This window comes from Pseudoalteromonas luteoviolacea (genome assembly GCF_018100925.1).
Lineage (GTDB): Bacteria > Pseudomonadota > Gammaproteobacteria > Enterobacterales > Alteromonadaceae > Pseudoalteromonas > Pseudoalteromonas obscura.
On sequence record NZ_JAGJEH010000003.1, the window covers coordinates 256,854 to 282,993 of the forward strand.

The 26,140-nt window shown below is 42.4% G+C and carries 30 protein-coding genes; 12 read left to right on the plus strand and 18 right to left on the minus strand.

Annotated features, from left to right (window positions below; translation table 11 throughout):
- The first annotated feature begins 67 nt into the window (after positions 1-67).
- Positions 68-427 carry an outer membrane protein assembly factor BamE gene (locus J8M00_RS07120; RefSeq protein WP_211009623.1) on the plus strand — a complete coding sequence of 120 codons (360 nt, stop codon included), beginning with the start codon at positions 68-70 and terminating at the stop codon, positions 425-427.
- A gap of 68 nt (positions 428-495) precedes the next feature.
- On the opposite strand, the gene J8M00_RS07125 is transcribed toward J8M00_RS07120, so the two are convergent.
- Positions 496-1,830 (minus strand): ankyrin repeat domain-containing protein, encoded by a 1,335-nt coding sequence (locus J8M00_RS07125; RefSeq protein WP_211009624.1) that lies wholly within the window; start codon positions 1,828-1,830, stop codon positions 496-498.
- Between the two features lie 275 nt (positions 1,831-2,105).
- Between J8M00_RS07125 and J8M00_RS07130 the strand changes: the two genes are divergently transcribed.
- Positions 2,106-2,285 carry a DUF2897 family protein gene (locus J8M00_RS07130; RefSeq protein ID WP_211009625.1) on the plus strand — a complete coding sequence of 60 codons (180 nt, stop codon included), beginning with the start codon at positions 2,106-2,108 and terminating at the stop codon, positions 2,283-2,285.
- 37 nt (positions 2,286-2,322) lie between these two features.
- Here the strand turns inward: J8M00_RS07130 and J8M00_RS07135 are convergent, their stop codons facing one another.
- Both J8M00_RS07135 and bamC read right to left on the minus strand, forming a co-directional pair.
- Entirely contained in the window at positions 2,323-3,693 is a 1,371-nt protein-coding gene (locus tag J8M00_RS07135; protein WP_211009915.1) for a YjiH family protein, read from the minus strand.
- A 65-nt stretch (positions 3,694-3,758) separates the two neighbouring features.
- The gene (gene bamC, locus J8M00_RS07140; protein WP_211009626.1) at positions 3,759-4,820 is read right to left on the minus strand and encodes an outer membrane protein assembly factor BamC; all 1,062 of its coding nucleotides are present in this window, start codon (positions 4,818-4,820) and stop codon (positions 3,759-3,761) included.
- Between the two features lie 311 nt (positions 4,821-5,131).
- Between bamC and J8M00_RS07145 the strand changes: the two genes are divergently transcribed.
- Both J8M00_RS07145 and bcp read left to right on the plus strand, forming a co-directional pair.
- On the plus strand, positions 5,132-5,665 hold the full coding sequence (locus J8M00_RS07145; RefSeq protein ID WP_211009627.1) for a glycine cleavage system protein R: 534 nt from the start codon (positions 5,132-5,134) through the stop codon (positions 5,663-5,665).
- A gap of 9 nt (positions 5,666-5,674) precedes the next feature.
- A complete protein-coding gene (gene bcp, locus J8M00_RS07150) occupies positions 5,675-6,148 on the plus strand; it encodes a thioredoxin-dependent thiol peroxidase (RefSeq protein WP_211009628.1) in 474 nt (157 codons plus the stop codon).
- A 51-nt stretch (positions 6,149-6,199) separates the two neighbouring features.
- Here bcp and pdxJ read toward each other — a convergent pair whose 3' ends face one another.
- The 10 genes from pdxJ to rpoE all read right to left on the minus strand — a co-directional run bounded on the left by pdxJ (position 6,200) and on the right by rpoE (position 14,654).
- Positions 6,200-6,934 (minus strand): pyridoxine 5'-phosphate synthase, encoded by a 735-nt coding sequence (pdxJ, locus tag J8M00_RS07155; RefSeq protein WP_211009629.1) that lies wholly within the window; start codon positions 6,932-6,934, stop codon positions 6,200-6,202.
- Between the two features lie 4 nt (positions 6,935-6,938).
- Positions 6,939-7,688: a DNA repair protein RecO gene (recO, locus tag J8M00_RS07160; protein WP_211009630.1), complete on the minus strand. Its 750-nt coding sequence runs from the start codon at positions 7,686-7,688 to the stop codon at positions 6,939-6,941.
- A complete protein-coding gene (era, locus tag J8M00_RS07165) occupies positions 7,689-8,588 on the minus strand; it encodes a GTPase Era (RefSeq protein WP_211009631.1) in 900 nt (299 codons plus the stop codon). It abuts the gene before it with no gap.
- Entirely contained in the window at positions 8,578-9,255 is a 678-nt protein-coding gene (gene rnc, locus J8M00_RS07170; protein ID WP_023398667.1) for a ribonuclease III, read from the minus strand. Before rnc ends, era begins: the two co-directional genes overlap by 11 nt.
- Positions 9,256-9,257: 2 nt before the next feature.
- Positions 9,258-10,193, minus strand: coding sequence for a signal peptidase I (gene lepB / locus J8M00_RS07175; protein WP_023398666.1), 936 nt, complete (start codon positions 10,191-10,193; stop codon positions 9,258-9,260).
- Positions 10,194-10,208: 15 nt separating this feature from the next.
- The gene (lepA, locus tag J8M00_RS07180; RefSeq protein ID WP_211009632.1) at positions 10,209-11,996 is read right to left on the minus strand and encodes a translation elongation factor 4; all 1,788 of its coding nucleotides are present in this window, start codon (positions 11,994-11,996) and stop codon (positions 10,209-10,211) included.
- Positions 11,997-12,063: 67 nt separating this feature from the next.
- Positions 12,064-12,513, minus strand: a complete 450-nt coding sequence (locus J8M00_RS07185) for a SoxR reducing system RseC family protein (protein WP_211009633.1) — start codon at positions 12,511-12,513, stop codon at positions 12,064-12,066.
- Complete coding sequence (locus J8M00_RS07190) at positions 12,510-13,460, minus strand: MucB/RseB C-terminal domain-containing protein (RefSeq protein ID WP_211009916.1); 951 nt, start codon at positions 13,458-13,460, stop codon at positions 12,510-12,512. Before J8M00_RS07190 ends, J8M00_RS07185 begins: the two co-directional genes overlap by 4 nt.
- Positions 13,461-13,466: 6 nt before the next feature.
- Entirely contained in the window at positions 13,467-14,072 is a 606-nt protein-coding gene (locus J8M00_RS07195; protein ID WP_211009634.1) for a sigma-E factor negative regulatory protein, read from the minus strand.
- On the minus strand, positions 14,073-14,654 hold the full coding sequence (gene rpoE / locus J8M00_RS07200; protein ID WP_023398661.1) for an RNA polymerase sigma factor RpoE: 582 nt from the start codon (positions 14,652-14,654) through the stop codon (positions 14,073-14,075).
- 247 nt (positions 14,655-14,901) lie between these two features.
- Here rpoE and nadB point away from each other — a divergent pair, with 247 nt between their 5' ends.
- Complete coding sequence (gene nadB / locus J8M00_RS07205) at positions 14,902-16,497, plus strand: L-aspartate oxidase (protein ID WP_211009635.1); 1,596 nt, start codon at positions 14,902-14,904, stop codon at positions 16,495-16,497.
- Between the two features lies 1 nt (position 16,498).
- Here the strand turns inward: nadB and J8M00_RS07210 are convergent, their stop codons facing one another.
- Together J8M00_RS07210 and J8M00_RS07215 are read right to left on the minus strand one after the other, a co-directional pair.
- Positions 16,499-16,909 (minus strand): hypothetical protein, encoded by a 411-nt coding sequence (locus J8M00_RS07210; protein ID WP_211009636.1) that lies wholly within the window; start codon positions 16,907-16,909, stop codon positions 16,499-16,501.
- Positions 16,890-17,141: a succinate dehydrogenase assembly factor 2 gene (locus tag J8M00_RS07215; RefSeq protein WP_211009637.1), complete on the minus strand. Its 252-nt coding sequence runs from the start codon at positions 17,139-17,141 to the stop codon at positions 16,890-16,892. The genes J8M00_RS07210 and J8M00_RS07215 overlap by 20 nt, the downstream gene beginning before the upstream one ends.
- A gap of 239 nt (positions 17,142-17,380) precedes the next feature.
- Between J8M00_RS07215 and J8M00_RS07220 the strand changes: the two genes are divergently transcribed.
- Positions 17,381-18,289, plus strand: a complete 909-nt coding sequence (locus J8M00_RS07220) for a YgfZ/GcvT domain-containing protein (RefSeq protein WP_211009638.1) — start codon at positions 17,381-17,383, stop codon at positions 18,287-18,289.
- Positions 18,290-18,299: 10 nt separating this feature from the next.
- Positions 18,300-18,785, plus strand: a complete 486-nt coding sequence (locus tag J8M00_RS07225; RefSeq protein WP_211009639.1) for an FKBP-type peptidyl-prolyl cis-trans isomerase — start codon at positions 18,300-18,302, stop codon at positions 18,783-18,785.
- A 9-nt stretch (positions 18,786-18,794) separates the two neighbouring features.
- On the opposite strand, the gene J8M00_RS07230 is transcribed toward J8M00_RS07225, so the two are convergent.
- The 3 genes from J8M00_RS07230 to J8M00_RS07240 are packed head-to-tail and all read right to left on the minus strand — an operon-like array spanning position 18,795 to position 20,420.
- A complete protein-coding gene (locus tag J8M00_RS07230; RefSeq protein WP_211009640.1) occupies positions 18,795-19,253 on the minus strand; it encodes a hypothetical protein in 459 nt (152 codons plus the stop codon).
- Positions 19,254-19,259: 6 nt separating this feature from the next.
- Positions 19,260-20,084: a DUF481 domain-containing protein gene (locus J8M00_RS07235; protein WP_211009641.1), complete on the minus strand. Its 825-nt coding sequence runs from the start codon at positions 20,082-20,084 to the stop codon at positions 19,260-19,262.
- An 18-nt stretch (positions 20,085-20,102) separates the two neighbouring features.
- A complete protein-coding gene (locus J8M00_RS07240; protein WP_211009642.1) occupies positions 20,103-20,420 on the minus strand; it encodes a DUF440 family protein in 318 nt (105 codons plus the stop codon).
- 248 nt (positions 20,421-20,668) lie between these two features.
- On the opposite strand from J8M00_RS07240, the gene J8M00_RS07245 reads away from it, so the two are divergent.
- The 5 genes from J8M00_RS07245 (at position 20,669) to J8M00_RS07265 (ending at position 26,108) form a co-directional block, all read left to right on the plus strand.
- Complete coding sequence (locus J8M00_RS07245; protein WP_211009643.1) at positions 20,669-21,466, plus strand: crotonase/enoyl-CoA hydratase family protein; 798 nt, start codon at positions 20,669-20,671, stop codon at positions 21,464-21,466.
- 39 nt (positions 21,467-21,505) lie between these two features.
- Positions 21,506-21,859 carry a CidA/LrgA family protein gene (locus J8M00_RS07250; RefSeq protein ID WP_211009644.1) on the plus strand — a complete coding sequence of 118 codons (354 nt, stop codon included), beginning with the start codon at positions 21,506-21,508 and terminating at the stop codon, positions 21,857-21,859.
- The gene (locus J8M00_RS07255) at positions 21,852-22,541 is read left to right on the plus strand and encodes an LrgB family protein (RefSeq protein ID WP_211009645.1); all 690 of its coding nucleotides are present in this window, start codon (positions 21,852-21,854) and stop codon (positions 22,539-22,541) included. Before J8M00_RS07250 ends, J8M00_RS07255 begins: the two co-directional genes overlap by 8 nt.
- 34 nt (positions 22,542-22,575) lie before the next feature.
- The gene (locus J8M00_RS07260; protein ID WP_211009646.1) at positions 22,576-23,415 is read left to right on the plus strand and encodes a mechanosensitive ion channel family protein; all 840 of its coding nucleotides are present in this window, start codon (positions 22,576-22,578) and stop codon (positions 23,413-23,415) included.
- Positions 23,416-23,561: 146 nt separating this feature from the next.
- The gene (locus tag J8M00_RS07265; protein WP_211009647.1) at positions 23,562-26,108 is read left to right on the plus strand and encodes an Ig-like domain-containing protein; all 2,547 of its coding nucleotides are present in this window, start codon (positions 23,562-23,564) and stop codon (positions 26,106-26,108) included.
- Positions 26,109-26,140: the final 32 nt, after the last annotated feature.

The following is a 26,140-nucleotide window of genomic DNA, read 5'->3' on the forward strand; positions in this document are numbered from 1 at the left end:
CAATCTACTTTACCTTCTTAGTGCAATCTGTATCATTCGTAATAACCTAAAATAAGGATACACATACATGCAGTACAATAAACCCCTTTTGACTTGGCTCGTAGCAGCCATGATGACTATTTTTCTGTCCGGTTGTTCAAGCTGGGTTTATAGAATAAATGTGCCTCAAGGCAATTTCTTAGAGCAATCTGATGTAGATAAGCTCAGAATAGAAATGACAAAAGAACAAGTCATGTTCGTATTGGGCACGCCAGTTGCTAAAGATGCTTTTGACTCTTCAAAGTGGCACTATAAATATGTATTTAACATAGACAGAGACTCTGAAGTGCGTAAAAGTTTAGTGATCCATTTTGAGAACGACAAACTGGTTAAGTTATCAGGCGATTTTGAAACACCAGCTGAGTTCAACACGCCACTCGATAACTAAGTTATTGCGCTTTGTGGCAGGTAATCCTAACCTGCCTCACACCTAAACGCTAAAGTAACCGCATAAAATTAAATACTGACCACAGCCAAACACATCACTACCGTAAATATTGCTTGAATAGACAGACTCAACCAGCTCAACACCCCTATACAGCGCAAGCTCAAAGGCAGTTTTGTGGTAGGAAAAAGTCGCCTTCTTTTCAATAATCTCGCCAAAGCAAATATAAATAATGTGCAACTTGACAGTAGTAACACCATTGATAGTTTATTGTCTCGTGAGGCATCTAAAAAAAGTGCTAATTGCAGAGGCAAAAATAGTACAGCAAATGCTTTTAAAACATACACCCTAAAAATTCTCTGGTACTTTGCTTCCTCACTGAGTTCAATGATGCCACGCTTTTCCAGGTACTTCTTCGAATTTACAGACTGATTCTCTGTTGCCAATCGATAAGGGGTACAACCTGACGCATCTGCTAATCTTGGGTCTACACCCATATCTTCAATCAACTCAAGCATGGGTCTAGAATTTGATAGCACCGCATAATGCATCAGGTTCCTGCCCAAATCATCCAGTGAAACACCACAGTGAAACTCTCGTAAGGCCTTGGCTGCACTAACAAAGCCTTTTTCAACGATCCACATCATCGCTGATTTACCAGCACTGTCCGCGCCATGACCTCTGGCTCCCTTCTCTATTAAGGAGAGCATACTCGACTGTTTCGCAGCACCTGACATAACCTGCTCCAATAGTGCATTGTCGAGTATTCGTAAGCGTTCTTCTTCGTTGCACAGGAGTGTAAGCAAACCTTCGCAGTCCTGTCCTTCATTTAAGTATTTGACCGCTTCTGCCTGGGTTAACGAGGTATTTTCTAAGATACCCTGATAACCCTCTTGTATACATCGCCTACTACTCTCTTCACCATAAAGCCAAAGCTCACAAGTTTGTGCTGGCGTAAGCTTAAAGCCATTCGGTAACAGCCAACATAGCGTCTTAAACTGTTTATACTTGAGCAATAAATCGATAAATGAAATTTTGTTTTGAATTTTAGCCTGTGATGCAATGCTTGAATACTGAGACAAGCATCCCAGTAACTTCAAGGTTAACTCGTCTCGAGAGATCCCGGCTTGCTCAATATGATTGAGCAACTGAATAACATAGTTGTGCTGTTCATCATCATATTCATCAATATGTTGAAAAAAGCAGGATTCGAATGGATCCAGAGGTTTTAACCATGCAACGTAAAATATGGGAGGCAAGACTTGAGATATGACTCCTTGCTCATCCTTTACCACGTCGCACTCAGGCCACGCTTCGAGTGCATCAAGAATGAATGCACCATTGTCTTCCACTAGGCCTTTTAACAAAAGTGGAAATTGAGAAGGCCAAATTAAAACTTGCTCCATGGATGCACAAACCATTTAATAAAATCACCAAATTTACTTTTACTAAGAACTAAAATTATCACGATGCTTAGTCAGCAAGATAATACCAAGTGTAAACAGAAAAAGCTGCGAATATCTCACACTATTTACATGCATACCAAGCAATGAGCATGAGTAACGTATCAGTCGTACAATGACACTGAATTTAGTAGACTGTGATCCATGTAATAATACAACCTAGCAATAGCCTATGGATCGTAAGTTTATCTAGGCTGAATAGGTACACCGGAGTTATTTTGGAAAAATTAGAAACTTGGAAAGTTATCCTCATCATCGTCGCTGTTTTTGGCTATGTTATTGGCAATATTATGCTGCTTAAATATGCGAATAAATTTAACGTCAAAGACAAGATTAATAAGCAAATCAAACCCGAACAAAGTGATGAGAAAGAGAAAGAGAAAGAAGAACCTAAATAGGCAGTGAGTATCTAGCAATACTCACTGCACAGACTTATTAGCCCACTAACCAGTGTGCCATCAGCGCAATCACTGGCAAAGTAACCAATGTTCTCAAAATAAATACTGCAAACAACTCAAAAATGTTGACCGGTATTTTGCTGCCTAATAGCAAAGCGCCAACTTCAGACATGTATATCAATTGTGTCACACTAAGCGCAGCTACAATAAAACGCGTTACATCACTTTCTATATTACTAGCAGCCAGAATCGACGGAATAAACATATCAGCAAAACCTACAACAATTGTTTCAGCAGCTTTTGCGGCTTCAGGCACCTGTAGCAACTCCAAATAAGGAATGAAAGGTTGACCTAAGAATTGAAATATAGGCGTTTCTTCGGCAATGATTAGGGCAAATGTACCAACGGCCATAACAACTGGAAGAACCGCAAATAGCATATCTAGGGCATTGTGAACACCCTCTTTAACAGTCCCTTTTACACCAGGGGCCTTATGTGCTTTTACCAGCGCGACATCTAAAGCATGGCCAAATAGGGTTTTGCCTTCAGGCACAGCTTCAGAGTCTTGATTATGTGTACTGCCATCAACGTAAACGTCTTTTTTGAAGCTTAACGGCGGTAGTCTAGGCACTATGATGGCCGCTACAACACCCGCAGCACAAACGGTCAAGTAAAACGGTGCAAACAAGTGCTCTAGTTTAACTTGGCCAATGACAACGAGACAAAACGTAATCGATACCGCTGAAAACGTGGTACCTATGATTGCAGCTTCTCTTTGTGTGTAATGTTTGTCTTCATATTGACGAGAAGTCATCAGAATACCAACGCTACCATCGCCCAACCATGATGCAACACAGTTCACTGCGCTTCGCCCAGGTACACCAAACAAAGGCCTCATAACTTTGGTCAGCAAGGTGCCCACAAGTTCTAACAAACCAAAGTTGAGCAATAAAGGAAGGAGCAGGCCCGCAAATACAAATACTGAGAATAGTACAGGCAATAGGTCATTTAAAACTAAGGCTCCCGTACCACTTGAGTGGATAAGCTCAGGGCCAACCTGAAAGAAAGTCATTAGAATGAATGCCATACCAAAAAGTCTGGTAGTAACCCACAACCAGCTTACATCAAACAAGTGCTTAATAAGTTCGTTGTTTAGCAATATCCTTGGTTTAAAGAGTTTAATCACTAAACTAAACACACCGGTAATACACACGATGGTCACAATCAGCGCGTGTATAAAAGGACCAGTCAATTGCTGCAACTCTTTTGCCAACACCGCGATTGGGATTGTCATTGCATCGCCGACAGCAACAGGCGTCATAAATAAAAATACACCTATTAGTGACGGCACAATAAATGCGAACCATGTTTGCCAATTCACAGGCGACGTTTGCGTTGTATCTGACATCATTTCTTTATCCAAAAAAAAGAAAAGAGCATTCGCTCTTTTCTGAACTACTTAGCGGTTTGTATTTATATACTCAGTCCGCGATTACGCAGGGCCTCGACCAACCCTTTTTGAAGTGCTTCCATAGCCACTGAGTCAAGTACATTCCCCTCAGCATCTGACCAGGTTAACGAGGTTTGCCCATCGTCTGTTGTACCCACTTCAATCGTATAATCGCCATTTTCAATGGCAAGCGTTGTTACTTCGTCACCCCATATAGAGTCCCAAACACTATTTTCTGGCGCTTCGTATCTAACGAACACTTCATTTTTTTCTTCGTCAAGACGAATAACTGTAAAGCTCAGCTTTTCTAAGAAGTTAGAGAGTCGTTCCATGACAGAACTTCTATCTGCAAGTGTAATAAGCGCCGCCTCGCCGTCTTTATCGAAGCCTAATTCAAGTGACAGTACACCTTGTTGTTTACGCAACTCGACTTCAAGTAAGCGGTATCTGTAGTCGAATTCTGCAACAACTTCATTCAACGCACGTACTTCAAGCTGCTGCTGCAACATGTCGTCAAGTTCAACCTTGTCACTTTGGTAATCAACCAGTTTTGCTTCTAAAGAGGCTGTGCGCTGATGTTCCTCTTGTGACAATGTAAATTCAAACTTCTGCCTTGAAACCTCAGTAACTGTTTCCCAAAACCAACCTTCTTCAGCTTTGATTATGGAGTACCAACCTGTGGTGAGCTTGCCGTTGGCACGATCATCTGCACTAATTGAAGACTGATGGTTTTCAATCACGCCTTCAACTGCTTGCCAAATAAATGCATCAAGTGCGTCTATACCATCATTTTTATCAAAATATATACGCGCAACATCTTCTTTGTCCTCAGCCCAGCTGCCTTTGGCAAGTGTCAGTACTTGTTGAGGTGGTCGAAAACTCAGTGGCTCAGCGTCATTGTTATAGACGGCCACATTCATTTGGAATTCTTTATCTTGATAAGGTTGCTCGAGATCTGCTGGAACTTGCACAGCCTCGTGGACACGATAGTTTTTCTTTTGATGCGTGTCATTGGTAAAAACACTACAACCTGATAAACCGAGTATAACGCTTAACGTTAGCGCTTTAGGGACCCAATACTGCACTAATAAAACTCCTTAGCAAACCCACTATGTAATTATTCTTTCACTTAAGATTAAGGAATGCTGAAATGGTTCACTGCCATTTACACTAATTTTCTATTTAGCCAGACAAGTAAATTTCAAAAAATCTGCACTATGTTACTTGGCAAACTTGGCAAACACAAGAATCACGCGTTTGAATTGTCTATACTTCACCTCAACACAATCGCTGACAACGTGTAGGACTCGTTTATAAACTGTGATAGTATTCGCCGCTATAAATTTAAAAACAGCCTCTATGACTCACTTTGGCGCAAGCTCACTAGGACGTCGGTATGACTACTTTTACTTCACATCAACTTGTTTTAACAGCAATAGGGGAAGATAGATCAGGCATTGTCGGTGAACTCACTCAATTAGTCAGTGAGTGTAATTGCAATATTATTGACAGCCGCATCGCGATTTTAGGAAATGAATTTACATTTATAATGCTGCTGGCTGGTGATATGGCGGCAATTAGTCGAGTCGAGCATACATTGCCCGTGAAAAGTATGGAGCTTGGTTTGTTAACCATGATGAAGCGTACTTCAAGCCACACTGAAAGTGACTACAGCGCCGGATATACATTGGAATACACAGGCATTGATACGCAGGGTACGTTAAGCCGAGTCACCCGTTTTCTTGCCGAGCAAAATATCAGTATTTGTTCTCTTAAATCAGATACTTTTGAAGAAGAGAAGCAACTACACATGCGCTGTGTACTCGAATTTAACACGCCATCAGAGCTGAATTTTGACCAGTTTAAAATAAAGTTTGAAGAACTTTCTAGCATTTCAAACGTACAGTATGTTTTCAGACGCATTCGCTAAGGATCATTAATGAATACATTAAAAGCAGGTGATAATGCACCTAGTTTTACATTAGAAAATCAAAATGGCGACGCAGTAGCACTCAGTCAGCTACTTGAGTCAAACCAAGTGTTGGTTTACTTCTACCCAAAAGCTTTGACGCCTGGGTGCACAGTCCAAGCTGAGCAGCTTCGCGATCACAAAGAGCAACTGGCACAACTAAACACTGTTGCAGTTGGGATTAGCCCTGATCCAGTTAAAAAACTAAAAAACTTTGAGACGAAAAAAGAGCTCAACTTTGACCTACTATCTGATGAAGATCACGCAATTGCCGACGCGTTTGGCGTGTGGGGGCTAAAGAAGTTTATGGGCAAAGAGTACGACGGTATTCATAGGCTCAGCTTTTTAATTGGGCAAGACGGCGTAATTAAACACGTCTTTAATAAATTCAAAACCAAAGAACACCACCAAGTGGTGATAGACCACTTAAACGCACAGCAATAACAAAAAACCCAGCTCTACGCTGGGTTTTTTAATTCTCAAGTCAGCCTCTACTTACGCTTGCCTAGCTTCAAGCATAATGCGTTTCATATCTCTGACCGCTTTCTCTAGTCCATCAATCGCAGCGCGTGCAATGATTGCATGACCAATATTCAGTTCATAAATCTCTGGCATTTGCGCAATTGGTTTAACGTTATGGTAATGCAGCCCATGGCCGGCATTGACAACGATGCCGTTTGCATGTGCATATTGTACGCCTTCTCTAATGCGCTCAAGTTCTGCATTTTGCTCGCTATCAGATTCAGCATCCGCATAAGCTCCGGTATGAATTTCAATATACGGAGCCTTAGTCGCCTTCGCCGCGTCAATTTGTCCCTTGTCCGCGTCGATAAACAATGAGACTTTAATTCCTGCAGCAGTTAACTTTTCGACCGCTTCGGTAATTTTTTGCTGGTTTGCTATGACGTCTAAACCGCCTTCAGTTGTCAGCTCTTCACGCTTTTCTGGCACCAAGCAGACGTATTCAGGCTTGACTTCACACGCAATGTTGAGCATTTCTTCTGTAACCGCAATCTCTAGATTCATGCGTGTTTGAATAGTCTTTGCCATGACATATACATCACGATCTTGAATATGACGACGGTCTTCTCTCAAGTGAATTGTGATCCCATCGGCACCAGCGTGCTCTGCGACAGCTGCAGCGTGAGCTGGATCTGGGTAACTCGTACCACGTGCTTGTCTTAAGGTTGCAATATGGTCAACATTTATGCCCAATAAAATATCTTTCATTACTCTACCTTGGTTGAAAAAGTTCTCTGCTTTTTAGTGGTTTATTTCCAAGCAGTGGTTTTAATAAATAGCGGCTTAGTGCCTTCGCTTGCCTGCGAGATACTACGGAATCGTAGTCTCCATGAGCAATTGCAAGCAGTGTTTTTCCTGAAAAGCTGCGATGTATGTCTTCACTAGGACAAAAGCCAACTTCTCTTACAAACTGGTAATAACTTCCTTCATCAATGGGTGTGCCAAATGCATCGAAATCAAATTCAACACCGACACCCAATTCGTACAATAACTGAAACTCATATGTACGAAGGATCTCTTCAATTTGTTCGCTGTTGTTTTGTTTTTTAGGCTGTTGGCTATTTACACTAATGGCAAGGCCATTATCCCCATCATTGTACAATCGCTTGAGATGGTCTTGATACAAACAAAATACATGATCAAGTGGTTCATTGATAGGAATTATTCGATGAGACAATTCGTTAAGATAAAAAGCACAATACAAATGTGTGCCTTTAAACATCAAAGGGGGTGATTGAATTTCGAAATCGTTTAAATACTTTAAGTCATATTTACCCGCATAACGGATCAGCAAGCAAGTAAACGGCTGCAAAGCAGCATTCTGTTTGAGCGCACGCTTACCTTTAATCCTAGCGAGCATGGATAGTTGACCAACGCCTTCAACGAGCATATTTAACATCACTTGCGAATCTCTATATGGTCGCCGATGAAGCAAATATGCTTGTCGAAAGTCACTATCCAATCAGTCTTCTCCGTAGCCTAAGCTTCTTAGAGCACGCTCATCATCCGCCCAGCCAGACTTAACTTTTACCCACAGCTCCAAGAACACTTTGTTGTCCAACATGTCCTCTAAATCACGTCGCGCTTCGCGGCCAATGACTTTTAGCTTTTCGCCTTTATTGCCGATCACCATGCGCTTTTGTGACTCACGCTCTACCAAGATCAGCGCATTAATTTGCCATACACCATTGTCTTGCCACTTGAACTGCTCAATTTCAACGGTGACAGAGTAAGGTAATTCATCACCCATAAAGCGCATCAGCTTCTCGCGGACAATTTCCGCCGCAAGGAAGCGCATAGAGCGATCTGTCACATAGTCTTCAGGGAAGTAAAATTCACACTCCGGTAAGCGATTTTTAACTTCCTCTTTGACCATATCAATATTTTTACCGATCTTCGCAGAAACTGGCACGATACCAACAAAGTCATGCTGTTCGGCTAGCCATTGCATATGATGCAAAATGGCTTCTTTCTCTTTGACCTGATCACTTTTGTTCATTACGACCAAAACTGGACGACCGCTCTCTTTAACTTTATTTAGAACCATTTCATCGTCCTGGTTCCACAATGTTCCTTCAACGACAAAGATAATCAGCTCGACATCACCAATCGAGCTACTTGCTGCACGGTTCATTAAACGGTTGATAGCGCGCTTTTCTTCGATATGAAGACCTGGTGTATCAACATACACAGCTTGGTAATTGTCCTCAGTATGTATCCCCATAATTCTATGGCGAGTCGTTTGAGGCTTACGAGATGTAATACTGACTTTTTGCTCAACAATTTTATTGAGCAAAGTCGATTTACCTACGTTTGGGCGGCCGACAATCGCAATCATGCCGCAGTGGGTGTTAGGATTCATCTTTTAATATCTTCAATGCTTGCTCTGCGGCTTTTTGCTCTGCCTTTCGACGTGAACTACCGACAGAAATAATACTATCCATACCCTTTACAGTACACTCAACCGTGAATGTCTGATTGTGTGCTTGCCCTTTTGTATCAATAACTTGATATGCAGGTAATGGTAATTTTCGCGCTTGCAGATATTCCTGCAACAGCGTTTTTGGATCTTTTTGATTGTGTCCTGGAGAAATGGCTTCTAAACGGCTTTTATACCATTTAAGCACAAGCGTCTTACAGGTCTCGATGTCTGAATCTAGAAACACCGCGCCAATAATCGCTTCTACCGCATCAGCCAGCGTTGACTCCCTGCGATAACCACCACTTTTAAGTTCGCCAGGGCCTAACCTCAGATAGTCCCCTAAACCAAATTCAACACCAAATTCAGCCAGTGTTTGACCGCGTACTAAAGTCGAACGCATGCGGCTTAAATCACCTTCACGCGCCTTTGGAAACTTGTGGTACAACGCATCTGCGATAACAAAGCTTAAAATAGAATCGCCTAGAAATTCTAGGCGTTCATTATGCTGACCTTTGTGGCTACGATGAGTCATTGCCTGTTCAAGCAGTGCTTGATCAGCAAAGTCGTAGCCTATTTTTTTATATAATTCTGTGACGTTCTTTTTCATTGTTACTGAATATTACCTAGGCGTTCGAAACGAACCCCTGTTGGAACCCAGCCTGGCAATAAGCTATTTGGACCATTTTCGAAATCAAAACTCATCCAGATAAATACAGCTTTTCCAACTAAGTTTTCTTTAGGAACAAAACCCCATACGCGGCTGTCCTGACTATTATTACGATTGTCGCCAAGAGCGAAATAGCTACCTTCTGGAACGACCCACTCATCGCGTCGCGTACCTGGTTGTTGGTAATAGCGCTCTGACAATTCCAGTGCTTTCGGGTTAATTAAAATATCGTGCTCAACATCAGGTAGAGATTCTGTCAAACGTACTAGTGGCATTGAACCTTGCTTAAACTCATCGCGATTAACAATTTCTACGTCAATCTTGTTGAACTCTCCACACGCCAACCCATCTCGGCTTTGCTCACCCTCTTCACATTTTGGGTTAATGAAAAGCTGACGATTGCGATACACAATACGATCACCAGGCAAACCGACAATACGCTTGATAAAGTCAATACGTTCGTCTAACGGAAATTTGAATACAGCTATGTCTCCTCGCTTTGGGTCATCCACATCAACTAACTGTGAACGCCAAACCGGGTCTTTAATGCCGTACGCATACTTTTGCACCAAAATAAAGTCACCATCCAACAATGTTGGCATCATAGAGCCTGACGGTATTTGAAACGGCTCGAAGATAAATGACCGAAACACAGTAATTGCCGCGATCATTGGAAAGATAGACTTTGCACTATCAGTTATGGCAGGTACCGGTGCAATCTGGTCAATAACTTCTTGGTCCAGCGGTTGCTCCGATGCTCCTTGTGCAAGCGCTATACGCTCCTTACGCTTTGGTGCATAAACTAAGTGATCTATTAACCAGATCAGGCCCGATCCCAAAGTCAACAGCACGAGAAAGACCGAAAAATAACCTGCCATAAATAATAATTCCTGTTACTTACCTACTTTTAATATTGCAAGGAACGCATCCTGAGGTACTTCTACGTTACCCAGTTGCTTCATGCGTTTCTTACCTTCTTTTTGCTTTTGTAATAGCTTTTTCTTACGACTCACGTCACCACCATAACATTTTGCAATTACGTTTTTACGTAACTGTTTCACTGTTGTACGGGCAATTACGTGGTTGCCAATTGCAGCCTGAATCGCAATATCAAACATCTGCCTTGGAATTAGCTCTCTCAAAGCATCAGCCAGCTGACGGCCTCGGCTCTGTGCATTATCACGGTGAACAATGATCGCAAGTGCGTCCACTCTATCACCATTAATCAAAATATCACAGCGAACCATGTCAGATACTTGGAAGCGTTTAAAGTTATAATCGAGTGAAGCAAAACCACGACTAGTCGATTTGAGTTTATCGAAAAAGTCCATAACCACTTCAGCCATAGGTAATTCATAGGTTACGGCAACCTGATTACCATGATAACTCATCTTAGTTTGTACACCACGCTTCTCGATACATAGCGTAATTACATTACCTAGGTATTCTTGTGGTACCAAGATGTTAGCTTCTACAATTGGTTCTCTGATTTCTAATATGTCATTGACCGGCGGTAAATCTGACGGGTTATCAATTTGAATTACGCCATCTTTAGTTTCAACTTCGTACACAACGGTTGGCGCTGTCGTGATAAGATCCATGTCATATTCACGCTCTAAACGCTCTTGGATAATTTCCATGTGCAGCATGCCTAAGAAGCCACAGCGGAAACCAAAACCTAGTGCAGTCGAATTTTCAGGCTCGAAGAACAAAGATGCGTCGTTCAAGCTCAGTTTATTCAGTGCATCACGGAAGTTTTCGTAATCATCTGAAGAAATCGGGAACATACCAGCATACACTTGCGGCTTCACTTTTTGAAAGCCCGGTAATGTTTCTTCTGCAGGCGATTTTGCAAGCGTAATAGTATCACCAACTGGTGCACCATGAATGTCTTTAATGCCTGCTATGATAAAGCCAACTTCACCACTCGTTAGTACACCCGTATCGGTTTGCTTTGGCGTGAAAATACCAATTTTATCTACGATATGAACTTGCTCCGTAGACATAATTTTGATTTTTTCACCTTTACGTAATTGACCATGCTTAATGCGTACAAGTGATACAACCCCTTGGTAAGGGTCAAACCATGAATCGATGATCAGCGCTTGTAATGGCTTATTCACATCACCTTCAGGTGGTGGGATCTCCTTTACAATCTCTTCAAGAACAGCATCAATACCAATACCGGTCTTCGCGCTACATTGAACAGCTTCTAATGCATCAATACCTACAATTTCTTCGATCTCTTCTGCAACGCGCAGTGGGTCGGCTTGTGGTAAGTCAATCTTATTCAGAATTGGAACGACTTCTAAGTCCATTTCAATTGCTGTGTAACAGTTAGCAAGCGTCTGTGCCTCAACACCTTGACCTGCATCGACTACTAATAATGCACCTTCACATGCAGCCAATGAACGTGACACTTCATAAGTGAAGTCAACGTGTCCTGGTGTGTCGATAAAGTTTAATTGATAGGTTTCGCCATCTTGTGCGGTATAGTTCAAGGTAACACTTTGCGCTTTAATCGTAATACCGCGCTCACGCTCGAGTTCCATTGAATCCAGTACTTGCTGCTGCATTTCGCGGTCTGACAAGCCACCGCATACCTGGATTAAGCGGTCCGAAAGTGTCGATTTTCCATGATCTATATGGGCTATAATTGAAAAGTTACGGATATGCTTCATATACTGGATTCTAAACTTCTGTTATTCACAAATAGAGATTAAACGCCCATTTTACAATTTATTTGACTCAATCACCATCTATTTGCGTGACTGGAAGGCTAATTGGATAAATTTTTATCACTTTTACCTCATGTTTTAGGCTTTGCCCCTTCATTTTCGCTATCACAAACCCAATGGCAGCAAACACTATGGCAAAGCCTATCTGACCAAGTTCAGGTAAAGAAAAAATAAGTAACGCGCTAAACATGCCTAAAAACGCCATTAACAAGGGTAGCAAATAGACCCACAAGGCATGCTGTACAACTTTACTGTCATCCAATGCGAGTTTCACTTTTTGCCCGACGTTGAGTTGGTATGAATTTGGTAAGGGGAATGCTTTTTTGTGAGTACCAAAAAGCTTGCTAAACACTTGAGAGCCACATTTACCATTGCAGCCCTCGCATGCGGGTTTCTGTTCTGAAATCAGCCAAGCTGTGTTTCCTTTTAGCTCAGACACCGTGAGTGTTTGTTCTATCATAAGGAACGCTTTACAGATTCAGCAATAATTTTAGCCGTTTCTACAGGAATTTTACCGACCACAGAGACATCAAATGCCCCGGCGTTGTGCACATACACGGTGGTCGCGCCAGAAGTAAGTGCACCACTCGCTCGCTGCCCAGTCAATGGTCTTTGAACAAATACAGACACTTCAACCAATCCATCCGAATAGAGAAAATAATCCGCAAGCTCATTATTCAAATCTAGCTTGTGCCTGTCAGCTTTAAGTAACTTAAAGCCACTCGGTAGCCATCCAATTTGCCAATTATTTTGTTGCTTGACAGGTCCGTCATCAGACAGCGCTGCAATTGGAGTTGGCAGCGTCTTCTCTTTCAATTCCAGTAGCTGGCTAGCTGGTCGCTCTGTGACTGAGATATGAGTCAACTGCAGCTGCTCTAATACCTCTGAGTCTTGATTAACATACGCGGCTTTCAATAATAGCGCTGATTGCAAATCAACCCACAGCCAATAGTTAAATTTACTTTCATCTTTCGCCACCAGCCTAACCAATTGAGCAGGCCTGCCGGCAATACGCTCTTTCCCTCCAAGGACAAACTCATAGCTCGAGTCCAATGTACTAATATCGCGTAGCAGTACCTCAGGAATTGGCCCGGCGATCACATCTGTACTTAAAGAGTAAGGCTCTGTTTGTGGTTCAAAGTAAGTCACCACATCGTCTACTCTCACAACTTCTAAGCCAGCGCCGTTTAATAAAGTCAGAATTTCTAAATCAGTTTGCTCTACTTGCCCATGTAACCACCGATATGGTTCCATGCCTTTGCCTTTAACAACGACAAAAGATGCGTCAAAATTTCTCTCTTGCACCGCTGAAGACATATCTTTTAGGAGTTGCCGTGCATTGATAGTTTCGTTGGCGAATACCTGAGTGCTTAGCACGACACTCAGTACAACCGCGAGCCATTTAATCAAGATTTAATTTTCCTCTTGTTTATCCTTTTCTGTCTGTTTTGTATTCTTAGACAGAGCATGTGCCATTCTAGATTGGCGTTGGTGTTCTAATACCAGGGCACCAATGCGTTGCTTTTGCAATTCTCTAACACCGCGCTCTGCTGATTGCATTGCCGGTTCTGACGATAAGCTCACTGGCGCAACAGTGCCTGTTAAAGGCATTGATTGTAACATAGGCGCTTGTGCATCAATGTTATTTTGAGGTGTAAAGTTGTTAACCCCAATGACAGTACATAATGCAACACTCGCCGCTATAGCTACTTGAGATAAAGGCCGGCGCCAAAAAGACATTTGCACCACATTGCTATTTTCACTTTGCTGCTTTTGTGCGTGCTCTTCTTCAGTCATGTTGTAAACAGGTTCATCTGCAATCGCAGCAGCGACACTCGCTGTAATATCGATACACGGCGTCGATTGCTCTTTTTGCCTCATAACATCGCCAATCAGCGCGTAGCGAGCAAATTTATCTGCATCTAATTGAGCTTGGTTCCTCATATTGAGTTCACGCTCTGCGTCTAAAATCTCAGACGTCATTTGCTCATTGTTTACATCAAACTTTGACTGCGTCATTTAATCTTTACCTATGAGTGGGTTAATATTTTTATCAATGGCTTCACGTGCCCGAAAAATCCGCGACCTGACGGTTCCGACAGGACACTCCATTACCACAGCGATTTCTTCATAACTCATCCCTTCGATTTCCCTTAAAGTGATCGCTGTCTTCAAGTCATCTGGTAACTCGTCTATGGTTTTAAAGATGACTGCTTTAATTTCATCGCTCAATAACAGACTTTCCGGCGAAGCATTAGACCGTAATTGATCTGCTCCATCGTAAACCTCTGCTTCTTCAGCATCGATATCGCTCGCAGGCGCTTTTCGCCCCTGAGATACTAAATAATTTTTAGAGCAGTTTACCGCGATCCTGTACAGCCAAGTATAAAAAGCACTGTCTCCGCGAAAGTTTGGCAATGCCCTATACGCTTTGATAAATGCCTCTTGGGCCACATCGGCCACATCACCTGAATTAGATACATATCGAGAGATCAACGCCGCCACCTTATTTTGATATTTGGCAACCAATAAGTTAAAGGCGTTTTTATCTCCTTGCTGAACTTTTCTAACTAATTCTAAATCCAAATCCTGCTCGTTCATTCGAGCCGGTACTCCTCTTTGTTATTACTTATATTTGCGCAGTGTTGCCATCATTTTACAGCTAGTCTGACTGTACCATGAATAAAAAGTTCTGTTTTTTTAATATTTTTTTTAAAATACTCCGTATTACTTCGTCGTAGACGATACACAACTACTATTTTTATCTCGTACCAGCGAACATTATTGATATATGATAGACGCAATTTTTGTAGTTGTAATAAAACTTTAAAAGCTAAGAACCACTAACATGAAGAAAAAAATGCAGCATCAGACAGATGTAATTATTGTCGGTAGCGGCGCAGCCGGACTAAGCCTCGCTCTTTCTTTGGCAAATCATTGCCAAGTTACTGTAATCAGTAAGGGGGATTTAAAGGAAGGTTCAACACTTTACGCCCAAGGCGGCATTGCAGCTGTGTTTGACAAAAAGAACGACAGTATAGAATCTCATGTTGAAGATACCTTGAAAGCCGGTGGTGGTTTGTGCGACAGAGAAGCCGTTCATTACACAGCTTCTAACGCAAAAAAATGCCTCAAGTGGTTAATTGAGCAAGGCGTGCCATTTGATATGGAGTTTGATAGCAAAGGCAAAGAACGCTATCACCTCACTCGCGAAGGCGGTCACAGCCATAGACGCATTTTACACGCAGCCGACGCGACAGGAAAAGCGGTGCAAACAACCTTGGTTGACCGCGTACTCGAACACGCCAATATTACCGTGCTTGAGCAATACAATGCGATTGATCTCATCACCGACAAAACCGCTGATGATAAAAGGGTCAACGGACTTTATGTATACAACCGTAAACACAACTGTGTAGAGTCTATTGCAGGAAAATATGTCGCCCTTGCCACAGGTGGTGCAAGTAAAGTTTACCTGTATACATCAAACCCAGATGTTTCAAGTGGGGATGGTATAGCCATGGCGTGGCGCGCAGGCTGTAAAGTCGCCAACATGGAGTTTAACCAATTCCACCCTACCAGCTTGTACCACCCTGAATTGCAGAACTTTTTGATCACCGAAGCTATGCGAGGTGAAGGTGCGCATTTAAAACGCCCTGATGGCACGCGATTTATGCCCGACTTCGATGAGCGAGAAGAGCTTGCTCCACGAGATGTCGTAGCCAGGGCAATTGACTACGAGATGAAACGATTAGGTGCGAATTGTGTATATTTGGATATCTCACATAAGAACAAAGATTTCATTATCGAACACTTCCCGACTATTTATGCAAAATGTCTAAGTGTCGGGCTAGATATCACCAAAGAACCTATTCCTGTAGTACCCGCGGCACACTATACGTGTGGCGGCGTAATGACTGATTTTAATGGTAAAACGGATATATCAAACCTCTATGCGATAGGTGAAGTCGCTTACACGGGTCTGCACGGCGCAAACCGTATGGCAAGTAATTCACTGCTTGAGTGTATTGTATTCGCCCATGCAGCAGCTCAGGATATTCTTTCAAATATAGATACTCAACCCGACATATCCGCTTTGTCCCCTTGGGATGAAAGTAAAGTTAGTGACTCTGATGAAGAGGTAGTCATCACACACAATTGGCATGAGCTTAGACTGTTTATGTGGGATTATGTTGGTATTGTCCGCTCAACAAAACGATTGGAGCGAGCGCTTAGACGGGTTGAGTTGTTACAACAAGAAATACACGAGTATTATGCAAACTTCCGAGTCAGCAATAATCTATTGGAACTTAGAAACCTTGTGCAAGTCGCTGAGCTTATCATTCGCAGCGCATTGGCAAGAACGGAAAGTCGAGGTCTTCACTACACTCTAGATTATCCAGAGCAACACAGCCAGCCCAAGCCAACAATTTTGACGCCCTAGCTTACTTGGCTTGCAAGGCAATGCGGCTCAGGTGTGACCAAGCATCCGAGCCCATTGCACTAGCCATAAACGCTAACCTAACCTTCTCGCCAGACTCGCAACGCACTTCCACAATTAATAACGACGCAAATACTTTGCCGTAGCTTATCGTACCTTCGCTATGCTTAGCTTCACTGGCTAATTTAAACCAGATATCCTTTTCAATCAGTGTAATATCGCCCTCTTTGGGCATTATTTTAGTGCAGGTAAACAATGCATGACGATAACCCAAATAACAGAGTGTTAAATGTAACCACCACAGTTCTGGAATTAAGACGAGTAACAAGAAGGCAAAAATCACAAAAAAGACCGCAAGCACTTTGCGGTCTACATAATTATTTTTAAAAGCAATGCTATACGCGAACTCGGTCAAGAATAAATTGCACCATTTTGCTTAAATCCGGGTGCGGGCATTTCTCGTGTCCCATAAACCATGCAAATAAGTCCGGATCCTCAACTTCTAACAAACGCTGAAAAGTGAGTTTATCTGTATCGCTGAGTTGATCATAAGCTTCATCAACGAATGGCTCAAGCAATACATCTAGCTCTAACATGCCTCGACGACAGGCCCACTTAATGCGGGGTTTAGGATACAATTGTTCCATATTGCTTAAATACCTCTTATCTAGAACATACAAATCTCGCCAAGCAGTATAACCGCAATTAGTCGTTGGGGAAAATCAGATCGCTACTCATTTGCGCTAACTCAACAAGCGCAGTTAAAAAGCAGCTGTACACTGCATAGTCATTGTTAAGAATTATTGTCATTTGATCTTGCTTTTGCCTACCTCAAGACCCATTTATCAGGTAACATAATCTAAAATATTTACGCAGGATCAGCTTGATGGCCACAGTATACCAACTCCCTCTTCGCTTGCTCTTAGTATCCGGACAAGACAAACTCAGCTACCTTCACGGACAAGTAACACAAGATATGAACTTAGTTCAAGATAATAACTTTCTTTGGACTGGTCACTGTAGCCCGAAAGGTAAGTTATGGGCGGCGCTGCGCGTATTGCGTTTAGATGATGCATTTTGCTTGTTAGGCTCACAGCCAGAGGCCGAAGCAGCATGTCGTGAGTTAAGTAAATACGGCGTCTTTGCTAAGGTAGACATTAACTTGTCCGAACACCAATGTTTTGGTGTACTGGCCGATTCATTTGATGAAGTTTGCCACACCTTCAATTTGCAGTTTGATACAGACAATAATGCCTGTTCATTTAATGGCGGTAAAGCCTTAAAAATAGATGACAGTAGCCTAATTTTAATTCTCGAAAATACGACCTCTCTACCTACAGAATATACCGTAGAGCTTGATTCTACCACGTTTGAGGTCCGTGATATTCTCGCTGGTGAACCGCAACTCGGTGAGCATGGCATAGATGAATTTGTGCCACAAATGGTCAACCTACAAGCGCTAAACGGCATTAGCTTTAAAAAGGGCTGCTATACTGGTCAAGAGACTGTTGCCCGTATGCGTTATTTAGGTAAGAACAAACGCGCCATGTTCATTGTTCAAGGACAATCAGAATCAAGTATCGAAGTACAAGATCTTGAAATGCAGCTTGATGAAGGCAATTGGCGCCGGGCTGGCAAGGTTATCCGCCAAACATATGATGCGGCAACAAAAACATACTATGCATTGGCCGTTTTACCTAACGACCTAGAAAATTCAGCTGTACTGAGGCCGAAAGATAACCTTTCAGTATCGCTAAACATCAAGGCTTTGCCTTACTCTATAGAAGATAATTAACGGAAATACTATGAAAGTTGCTCAAAATGCAGTGGTAAAAATGCATTACGCGGTTTTAGATGATGACCAAAATACCATTGATAATACATTTGATGAAGATCCACTAGAATTTATCATCGGCACTGGTTTTTTAATCGAAGGCTTAGAAAATGCACTTATTGACAAACAAGCTGGTGACAAAGTCAGCGTGACTGTAAAACCAGAAGAAGGCTACGGTGAGCGCAATGACAACCTAACTCAAGCAGTACCAAAGAGCATGTTTGAAGGTATTGATGTTGAAGTCGGTATGCAATTTCGTGCCACTACAGATGAAGGTGAGCAAGCTGTTATTGTGATAGGTGTCGAAGGTGATGAAGTCATAGTCGATGGTAACCACCCTCTGTCAGGTCTTACTTTGCATTTTGATGTCGAAATTTTGGAAGTGCGCGAAGCAACAGCTGATGAGCTAGAGCATGGTCACGTGCATGGCGCGGGCGGCTGCGGCCACGACCATTAAAAAAAGCGCCTACGAGGCGCTTTCTTCTTGTACTTCTTGTTTAACTTTTTCTTTTAACGCTTCGAGCAAGCCAGCTTGATCTGATGTGCCTAAACGATATTTAGTGCCATCCACCATATTGACTTCTATCGCTTTAAACCCAGACACACTATAAACCCAACCATCATGGGAAATTCTTATTCCGATACCATGTCTAAATGAGTTGGTGACTGCGCGCACGGATTCAATGTCTTCAAAGCGAATTGTTTTTTTCGCCACTTTTGGCCCAAACCACCAGCTCAACTGTTGTGCCGTTGTATCAACTTTAATCGTCAAACCATAGAAGGCAATTGCAACCAGAACTAAAATGATGCCAAAGGCAATAACCCCTACATTTTCGCCAAGCAGTATAAACCCCATCACAACAAAAGTACTTAGCCAAGCCAAGATCCCAAAAATTGCCCATGCGAGCTGCGTTTTTTGATACATATTGCCTCAATCAAAACCATAAACAAATGTCACACCAAACTCGGTATCTACTTTGCTTTTATTTTCTTCTGGATCGGAATTATACCGATAAGTATACGAAACCTTAAGTGACAAGCCTTCAATAACTTGGCTAATTAATGCTGTTTCAGAAAAACTCCTAGCACCGAGTCCAGACACAGATCTTTCGTAGCTAAAATCTTGATTAAACCGCGTCCGTTTTGAAATATTGCGCTCCCATTGCAGTGAGGCACGCAATAAGTACCCTCGTTCGACTCTCTCTTGGTGTGGAAGCAATTCAGATTCATTGTCAACCCGGTATATTAGGACACCAGGTCCAAAATGAAAGTCGACTGTATTCTTACGTCCTTCAAATATGCGGTTGCCATACCCTACAACAAAGGTCGATGTATATTCTCGGCCATTAAACTCATCAACTTCGTAATCACCGTAAAGAAAAAATGATTCGTTATCTATGCCAAACTTATAACTTGTTTGCGCAGACACAAAGTAACGTGACGCAGTTTCATCTTCAATACCGGTTTCAATATCTGTTTCATCTGCGTAGTGACCATCAATTTTAAATTGGTTACGCCAATGTTGAAAATCCTGATAGAGGTTACCTTTTAATTTAAATGAGGAGTTTTTAGTATTACCACTGTTCGCAATAAACCCAAACTCAACATCACCATATAAAAATTCACCTTTATGCAATTCGTGGATCTCTTCTTCAGATAACTCGCCATATTCATGAAAGTCTTCAAAAGGATCAACAGCATACGCCTGAGTACAGCATAATGCAGATATAAATAGGAGTAACTTCTCTTTTTTCACTCGACAACAGACTCTTTTTTATTGCTTCCAAACTACATGGCAAAATGGCGCATCTAAGTCTCGACTGATCAATACCTTTGCAAACACCTCATCACCGTCTTCAAATTCAACGCCGATTGTGACCTGTACAAAATGCTCACGTTCAGCTTCTTGCTCAAATGCCACGACAGCGTGCCAACTATCATCGACATCCGCTTCTTCAATAAAGCCAAACTCTTCTCTGTGTTCATTAAATACATCGATATCTTCTTGAGATAAATTTTCTGGAGCCAACTCAAGAAAAATATCATATGCCTGATGTGTTACTTCTTCAATACTGCTTAGTCTTGCTGACATGTCCTCACCCCTCATTTATAACCAGCCCCATGATACCAAATCCGTAATTTCGTTTTCTACAAGGATAGGGTGTAATGAATAAATTTAACGCTAAAGTGCATTAACTAAATTAACACAGTAACGCTCATAAAACGCAATTATGTCCACTGAGGCTTATTAAATCTATACTTAATAAGCTTCAGTGGATCGATTAACGTTAATGCTCTAATATTTACCAAAAAGAAAAATAACAATATACAGGAGCCACCATGGTTCAGTACAAAGTCATCGATAACATCGCATGGGTAACATTAAACCGCCCTGACAAACAAAATGCACTCAACTATGATATGTTTCGACAGCTAGCTCACTCAATCAAACAGATCAAATCGAACCGCCAACTCAGAGCTGCTGTTATACAAGGAGAAGGACTGCACTTTTGCTCTGGACTAGATGTACAAAGTGTCACCAAGCACCCCTCGCAAATATTTAAGTTGTTATTCAAATTGCTCCCGGGAAACCAAAACCTGGTACAAAAAGTTGTATTAGGTTGGCGTACTCTCCCAGTACCTGTATACGCCATCTTGCAAGGTAATTGCTTAGGGGGTGGCCTGCACATTGCACTGGGCGCAGACTTTAGAATTGCCCACCCCGATACACAGGTCGCTATTATGGAGTCCCGTTGGGGGCTCTGCCCTGACATGGGCACTAGCATTGTTTTGCCATCCTACGTCAAACAAGACCATGCTTTAGCTATGGCACTGAGCGCCGAGCGAATTCCTGCTGTACAAGCATTGGAGTTTGGTCTTATTAGTAAAATTGATCAAAACCCACTGGCATATGTAAAACAACACATCGACTCTTTAAGTTGCCATTCGCCCGATGCATTAGCCGCGATCAAGCAACTCTACAATCGTGCCTACCAACCAGTTACTCGTCAGCTATTATGGCTGGAAACCAGGTATCAAATTAAGCTTTTATGCTCAAAAAACACTCGTATCGCTATGAAAAATGGTGTAAAAAATAACGAAAAGCAACCTTACTTTGAGCGTGCAAAATGGAAATAGCATCCTATTCGTGCCCTTACCCTTTGAGTGAATAAGGTAGTGGAAAAGTTCAATTACATCATCGGCATGTTTTATGTACTTATATGCCTATATAGCGCCAAAATGCTTATCCTATTGACCGGGCTAAACATTCCCGCCCCTTTAGTAGGCTTGATCATACTGTTTCTGTTGCTCAAAGGTCGTATACTTGCGCCACAAAGGTTGGCTGCGACATGTCAATCACTGATTGCATATATGGCACTATTTTTTATCCCTGTAGGAGTTGGCTTTATTGAGCACCTACAGCTAATAGCACAGCATAAACTTTTAATATTATCGTTACTTTTTCTGCTTCCCTGCCTTGTTCTATTCAGTGTTGGTAAACTTGCCGCAAAAGGTAAGTACCGTGACTAGTATACTTGTTTGTATTCTGACAATTGGCTTATTCTTAGTTGCGCGACAAGTTTATAAAAGCTGGCCGAGCCCTTTGCTCAACCCTGTATTAATTTGTATCACTATAATCACTTTAGTATTGCTGTTAACCGGTTATAAATACCCGACCTATTTCCAAGCCAGTATACCCATAGATTGGTTTTTGGAACCCGCAGTTGTGGCCCTCGCTTACCCACTGTATCAGCAGTACACCCATATAAAATCGGCATTTAAACTATTGATCTTTTGTGCTTTCATTGGCGTATCCGTGTCTACTATTTTTGCATATGCCTTATGTGTATTCATGCAAGCAGACAGTGATTTAACCAGCACTATGATGGCACTGTCGGTCACATCCCCTATCACATTGCTCATCACAGAGTCGCTGGGGGGAGTACCAAGTGTAGCTGCTGCTATGGTTATTTTAATCGGCGTATTTGGCGGCGTTTTTGGCCTTAAACTGCTTACATTGCTCAATATTTCTCAACCCCAAGCAAAAGGGGTTGCATTGGGTGTCAGTTGCCATGCGATTGGCACTGCTGCTGCAATGGAATACCACCCGCTAGCCGGTGCTTTTGCATCCGTCGCTATGATCTTAAGCGCCATAATAAGCGCTTTTTGGGTTCCGATACTTTTTACTATACTCAATAGCTTATACGCCTAACAGGCACTAAACATGACGTTCAAAGGAGCTCAACTTGATAGAGCAAGAAATAGAACAGTTTGAAAAGTACTACGATATGATCCGTACTTATTTACTTACCTACAGTATGCAACTAATAGCTGCTTTGTTGATCTTAGTTGTAGGCTTATGGCTTGCTAAGAAACTAGCCTCAGCAACCCATGCAGTGATGATACGACACAATATTGATATTACCTTGACCAATTTCGTATCAAATGTTGTTAAAGTCTTAGTTGTTACCATGTTTATTATCATTGCTTTAGGAAAGGTTGGGATCAGTGTCACACCTTTTGTCGCGGCAATTGGTGCAGCCTCTCTTGGGGCCGGCTTAGCAGTACAGGGTATGCTATCAAACTATGGCGCAGGTCTTGCGCTGATTGCAACTCGCCCGTTTGTTGTTGGTGACACTATCGCCATAAAAGGGGTCAGTGGACAAGTTAAGTCCATAGAGCTCGGTCATACAATTTTAATCAATGAACAAAAAGTCGAAATCACGGTGCCCAATAAACACATTATTGGCGAGGTATTACATAACTCTTTTAACTATTCTCATATCGAGGGTCAGGTCGGTATAGCCTATGATGCACCAGTCGACCTAGCAATATCTGTTATCCAAAAAATACTGGTTGATGATGATAATGTCGCAGATAATCCAGCCCCGCAAGTTGGCATAGAAGCATTTTCTGATAGCGCGATCACTATCAGCTATCGATATTGGACACCCACCACATCTTTGATTGAAAATAAGCTCAATGTCAATCAAGCAATCTACCAAGGTTTTAAAGACAAAAATATCGAAATTCCGTTCCCTCAACGAGTTGTCACTATTAAATCAAACACATCAAAGCCAGAATAAACCTTTGTGCTGCAGGTGGTATAAACCAACTGCAGCCCCTTTCTGCATTATAGCGTTCATAAAAAAAGCCATTGATTAACCCTTTACATAGTTCTATGCTGGAAACGTTTTGTTCACAAAACATACAACATGTAAGGAGAAAAACAATGAGAAATAGTAATATTAGTTACTTGCTCGGCAGTGGCGTGCTGTTGCTATCTAGCATGCAGACACTGGCAGCAAATTGTACCGGCTTGACCACTTGGCAAGCTTCCGATGTGTATCGCGCTGGTGATCAAGTAAAACATTTAAACAGTGCCTTTGAAGCAAGGTGGTATAGTCAAAATGAAGACCCACAGCAAAATTTTGGCGATTTTAAGGTCTGGAAAAACTTAGGTGCGTGTGGTGGCAACCAAAACCCAGAAGTTACATTAGTAACACCTGCTCAAGGAAGTGTTTTCACCCTTAATGACAGCGTTGTCTTATCAGCTGATGCGGCAGATATAGATGGTGCAGTAGGCCAGGTAGAGTTTTTCGTCGATGATGTGTCTGTCGGTTTTGACAATCAAGCCCCTTATCAGGTCACATGGTCAGCACAGCTCGGCCCGCATGTAGTTTCAGCCGTGGCAACAGATGATCAAGGCGCTGTCAGCCAAGCTAGCTCGGCAACAATCGAGGTTACCGATGGAACAATCAATACACCGCCGGCGATCGAGCTAACATCTCCCGGCAATAACAATCAATTTACGCTGGGTGATACAGTAAGCATCAAAGCGACAGCAACAGATCAGGACGGCTCTATTTCTGGGGCATCAATATCCATCAACAATTTAGAGGTTGCGACATTTGCAAATGGAAATATCTCTTATAACTGGGTAAGTGATACAACCGGCCAAGTGCAAATAAAGATATCTGCCGTTGATGATAAAAATGCCAGCAGTAATGCAAGCGTTAATATCAACATCGCATCGTCCAACCAAGGTGGATGTAAAGGTCTTAAATCATACCTAGCAGGCCAGACATACCAAACTGGTGAGCTGGTTTCCCATAACAATAGGAAATACCGCTGTGATGTTGGTGGCTGGTGTAGTTCGAATGCACAATGGGCATACGAACCAGGCGCGGGCCAACATTGGCAGGATGCATGGAGCGATCTTGGTATTTGCGCAATAGCACCTGAAATTCGCTTCGTTTCGCCAGAGCCAAACAGTACACTTCTTCAGGGGCAAAGCAGTGAAGTCAGCATTGTAGCAACAGATGCAGATGGTACTGTGGCACAACTGGAGCTTTATGCAGATCAAACATTGCTGGGTAGTTTTACCAGTGGAACGGGCTCGGTCAATTGGCAGCCTGTTACGCTTGGTGCTGTGACTCTATCAGCGAGTGCTACAGACAATGAAGGGAATGTTAGCACTGAGCAAATTCAAGTGAATATCACGGATAAGCCTGTAGTTGTGGACTTAACTTCACCGACAGCAGGTACACAATACACACTTGGTGACTCGGTTAATATTAAAGCGCAGGCTCAAGCACTTACAGGTACAGTTAGCAGTGTGGAATTTTATGCCAACGGCACACTATTAGGTAGTGACACAACGTCGCCATACAGTTGGGTATACACACCTGCAGTGCTTGGCACTCAGACACTTACAGCTGTTGCAAAAGACAGTGCCGGGAACCAAGCAAGCAGTGCTGGCACCACGATTAATGTCATCGATAAGCCGATAGGTAAGACACACAAATTGATCGGTTATTGGCATAACTTTGTCAATCCAGCTGGCTGCCCTATCCCACTCGCGCAGATGTCACCTGCATGGGATATTATCGATATTGCGTTTGCAGAAAATGACCGAAATTCCGATGGCACGGTTCACTTCCAGCCATTTGAAAAAGACATTCGCTCCAACTGCCCACCGATTGACCCGGTGCAATTCAAAGCAGATATGAAAGCACTACAAGCACAGGGTAAAGTATTCGTCTTAAGCCTAGGTGGTGCAGAAGGTACCATTACACTTAATACCGATGCTGATGAGGCAAAGTTTGTATCTAGCCTAACCAACATCATACAAGAGTGGGGATTTGACGGGCTGGATATCGATTTAGAAAGTGGCTCTAACCTAGTACATGGTTCACAAATACAAGCTCGTCTACCTCGTGCACTCAAACAAATCGAACAAAATATCGGCGGCAATATGGTACTTACCATGGCACCGGAGCACCCTTATGTTCATGGAGGTATGGTAGCATATACCGGCATTTGGGGTGCCTATATTCCTTTAATTGACGCACTTAGAGATACATTAGACTTACTGCACGTGCAACTTTACAACAATGGTGGTTTACCTAACCCATACGAGCCAGGTAGCGCACCAGAGGGCTCCGTTAATATGATGGTCGCTCACGCTAAAATGCTCATAGAAGGATTTGACCTAGCCGATGGCACACGCTTTGCGCCACTAAGAGATGACCAAGTTGCTATCGGTTTGCCATCTGGTCCGAAATCAGCTAACTCAGGACAAGCACCAACAGCAAACATCATCGCAGCGTTGGACTGCTTAACCAAAGGCCTCAGCTGTGGCACTATCAAACCCGCATTTAACTATCCAAAGTTTGGCGGTGTGATGACTTGGTCAATCAATTGGGATAAGTATGATGGGTATAACTTCTCAAAACCAATTGGCGACAAGTTAACTCAAATGAACCAAGGAAATTAATCAGGTATTGTTATCTGTGCAAAATCGTAAAA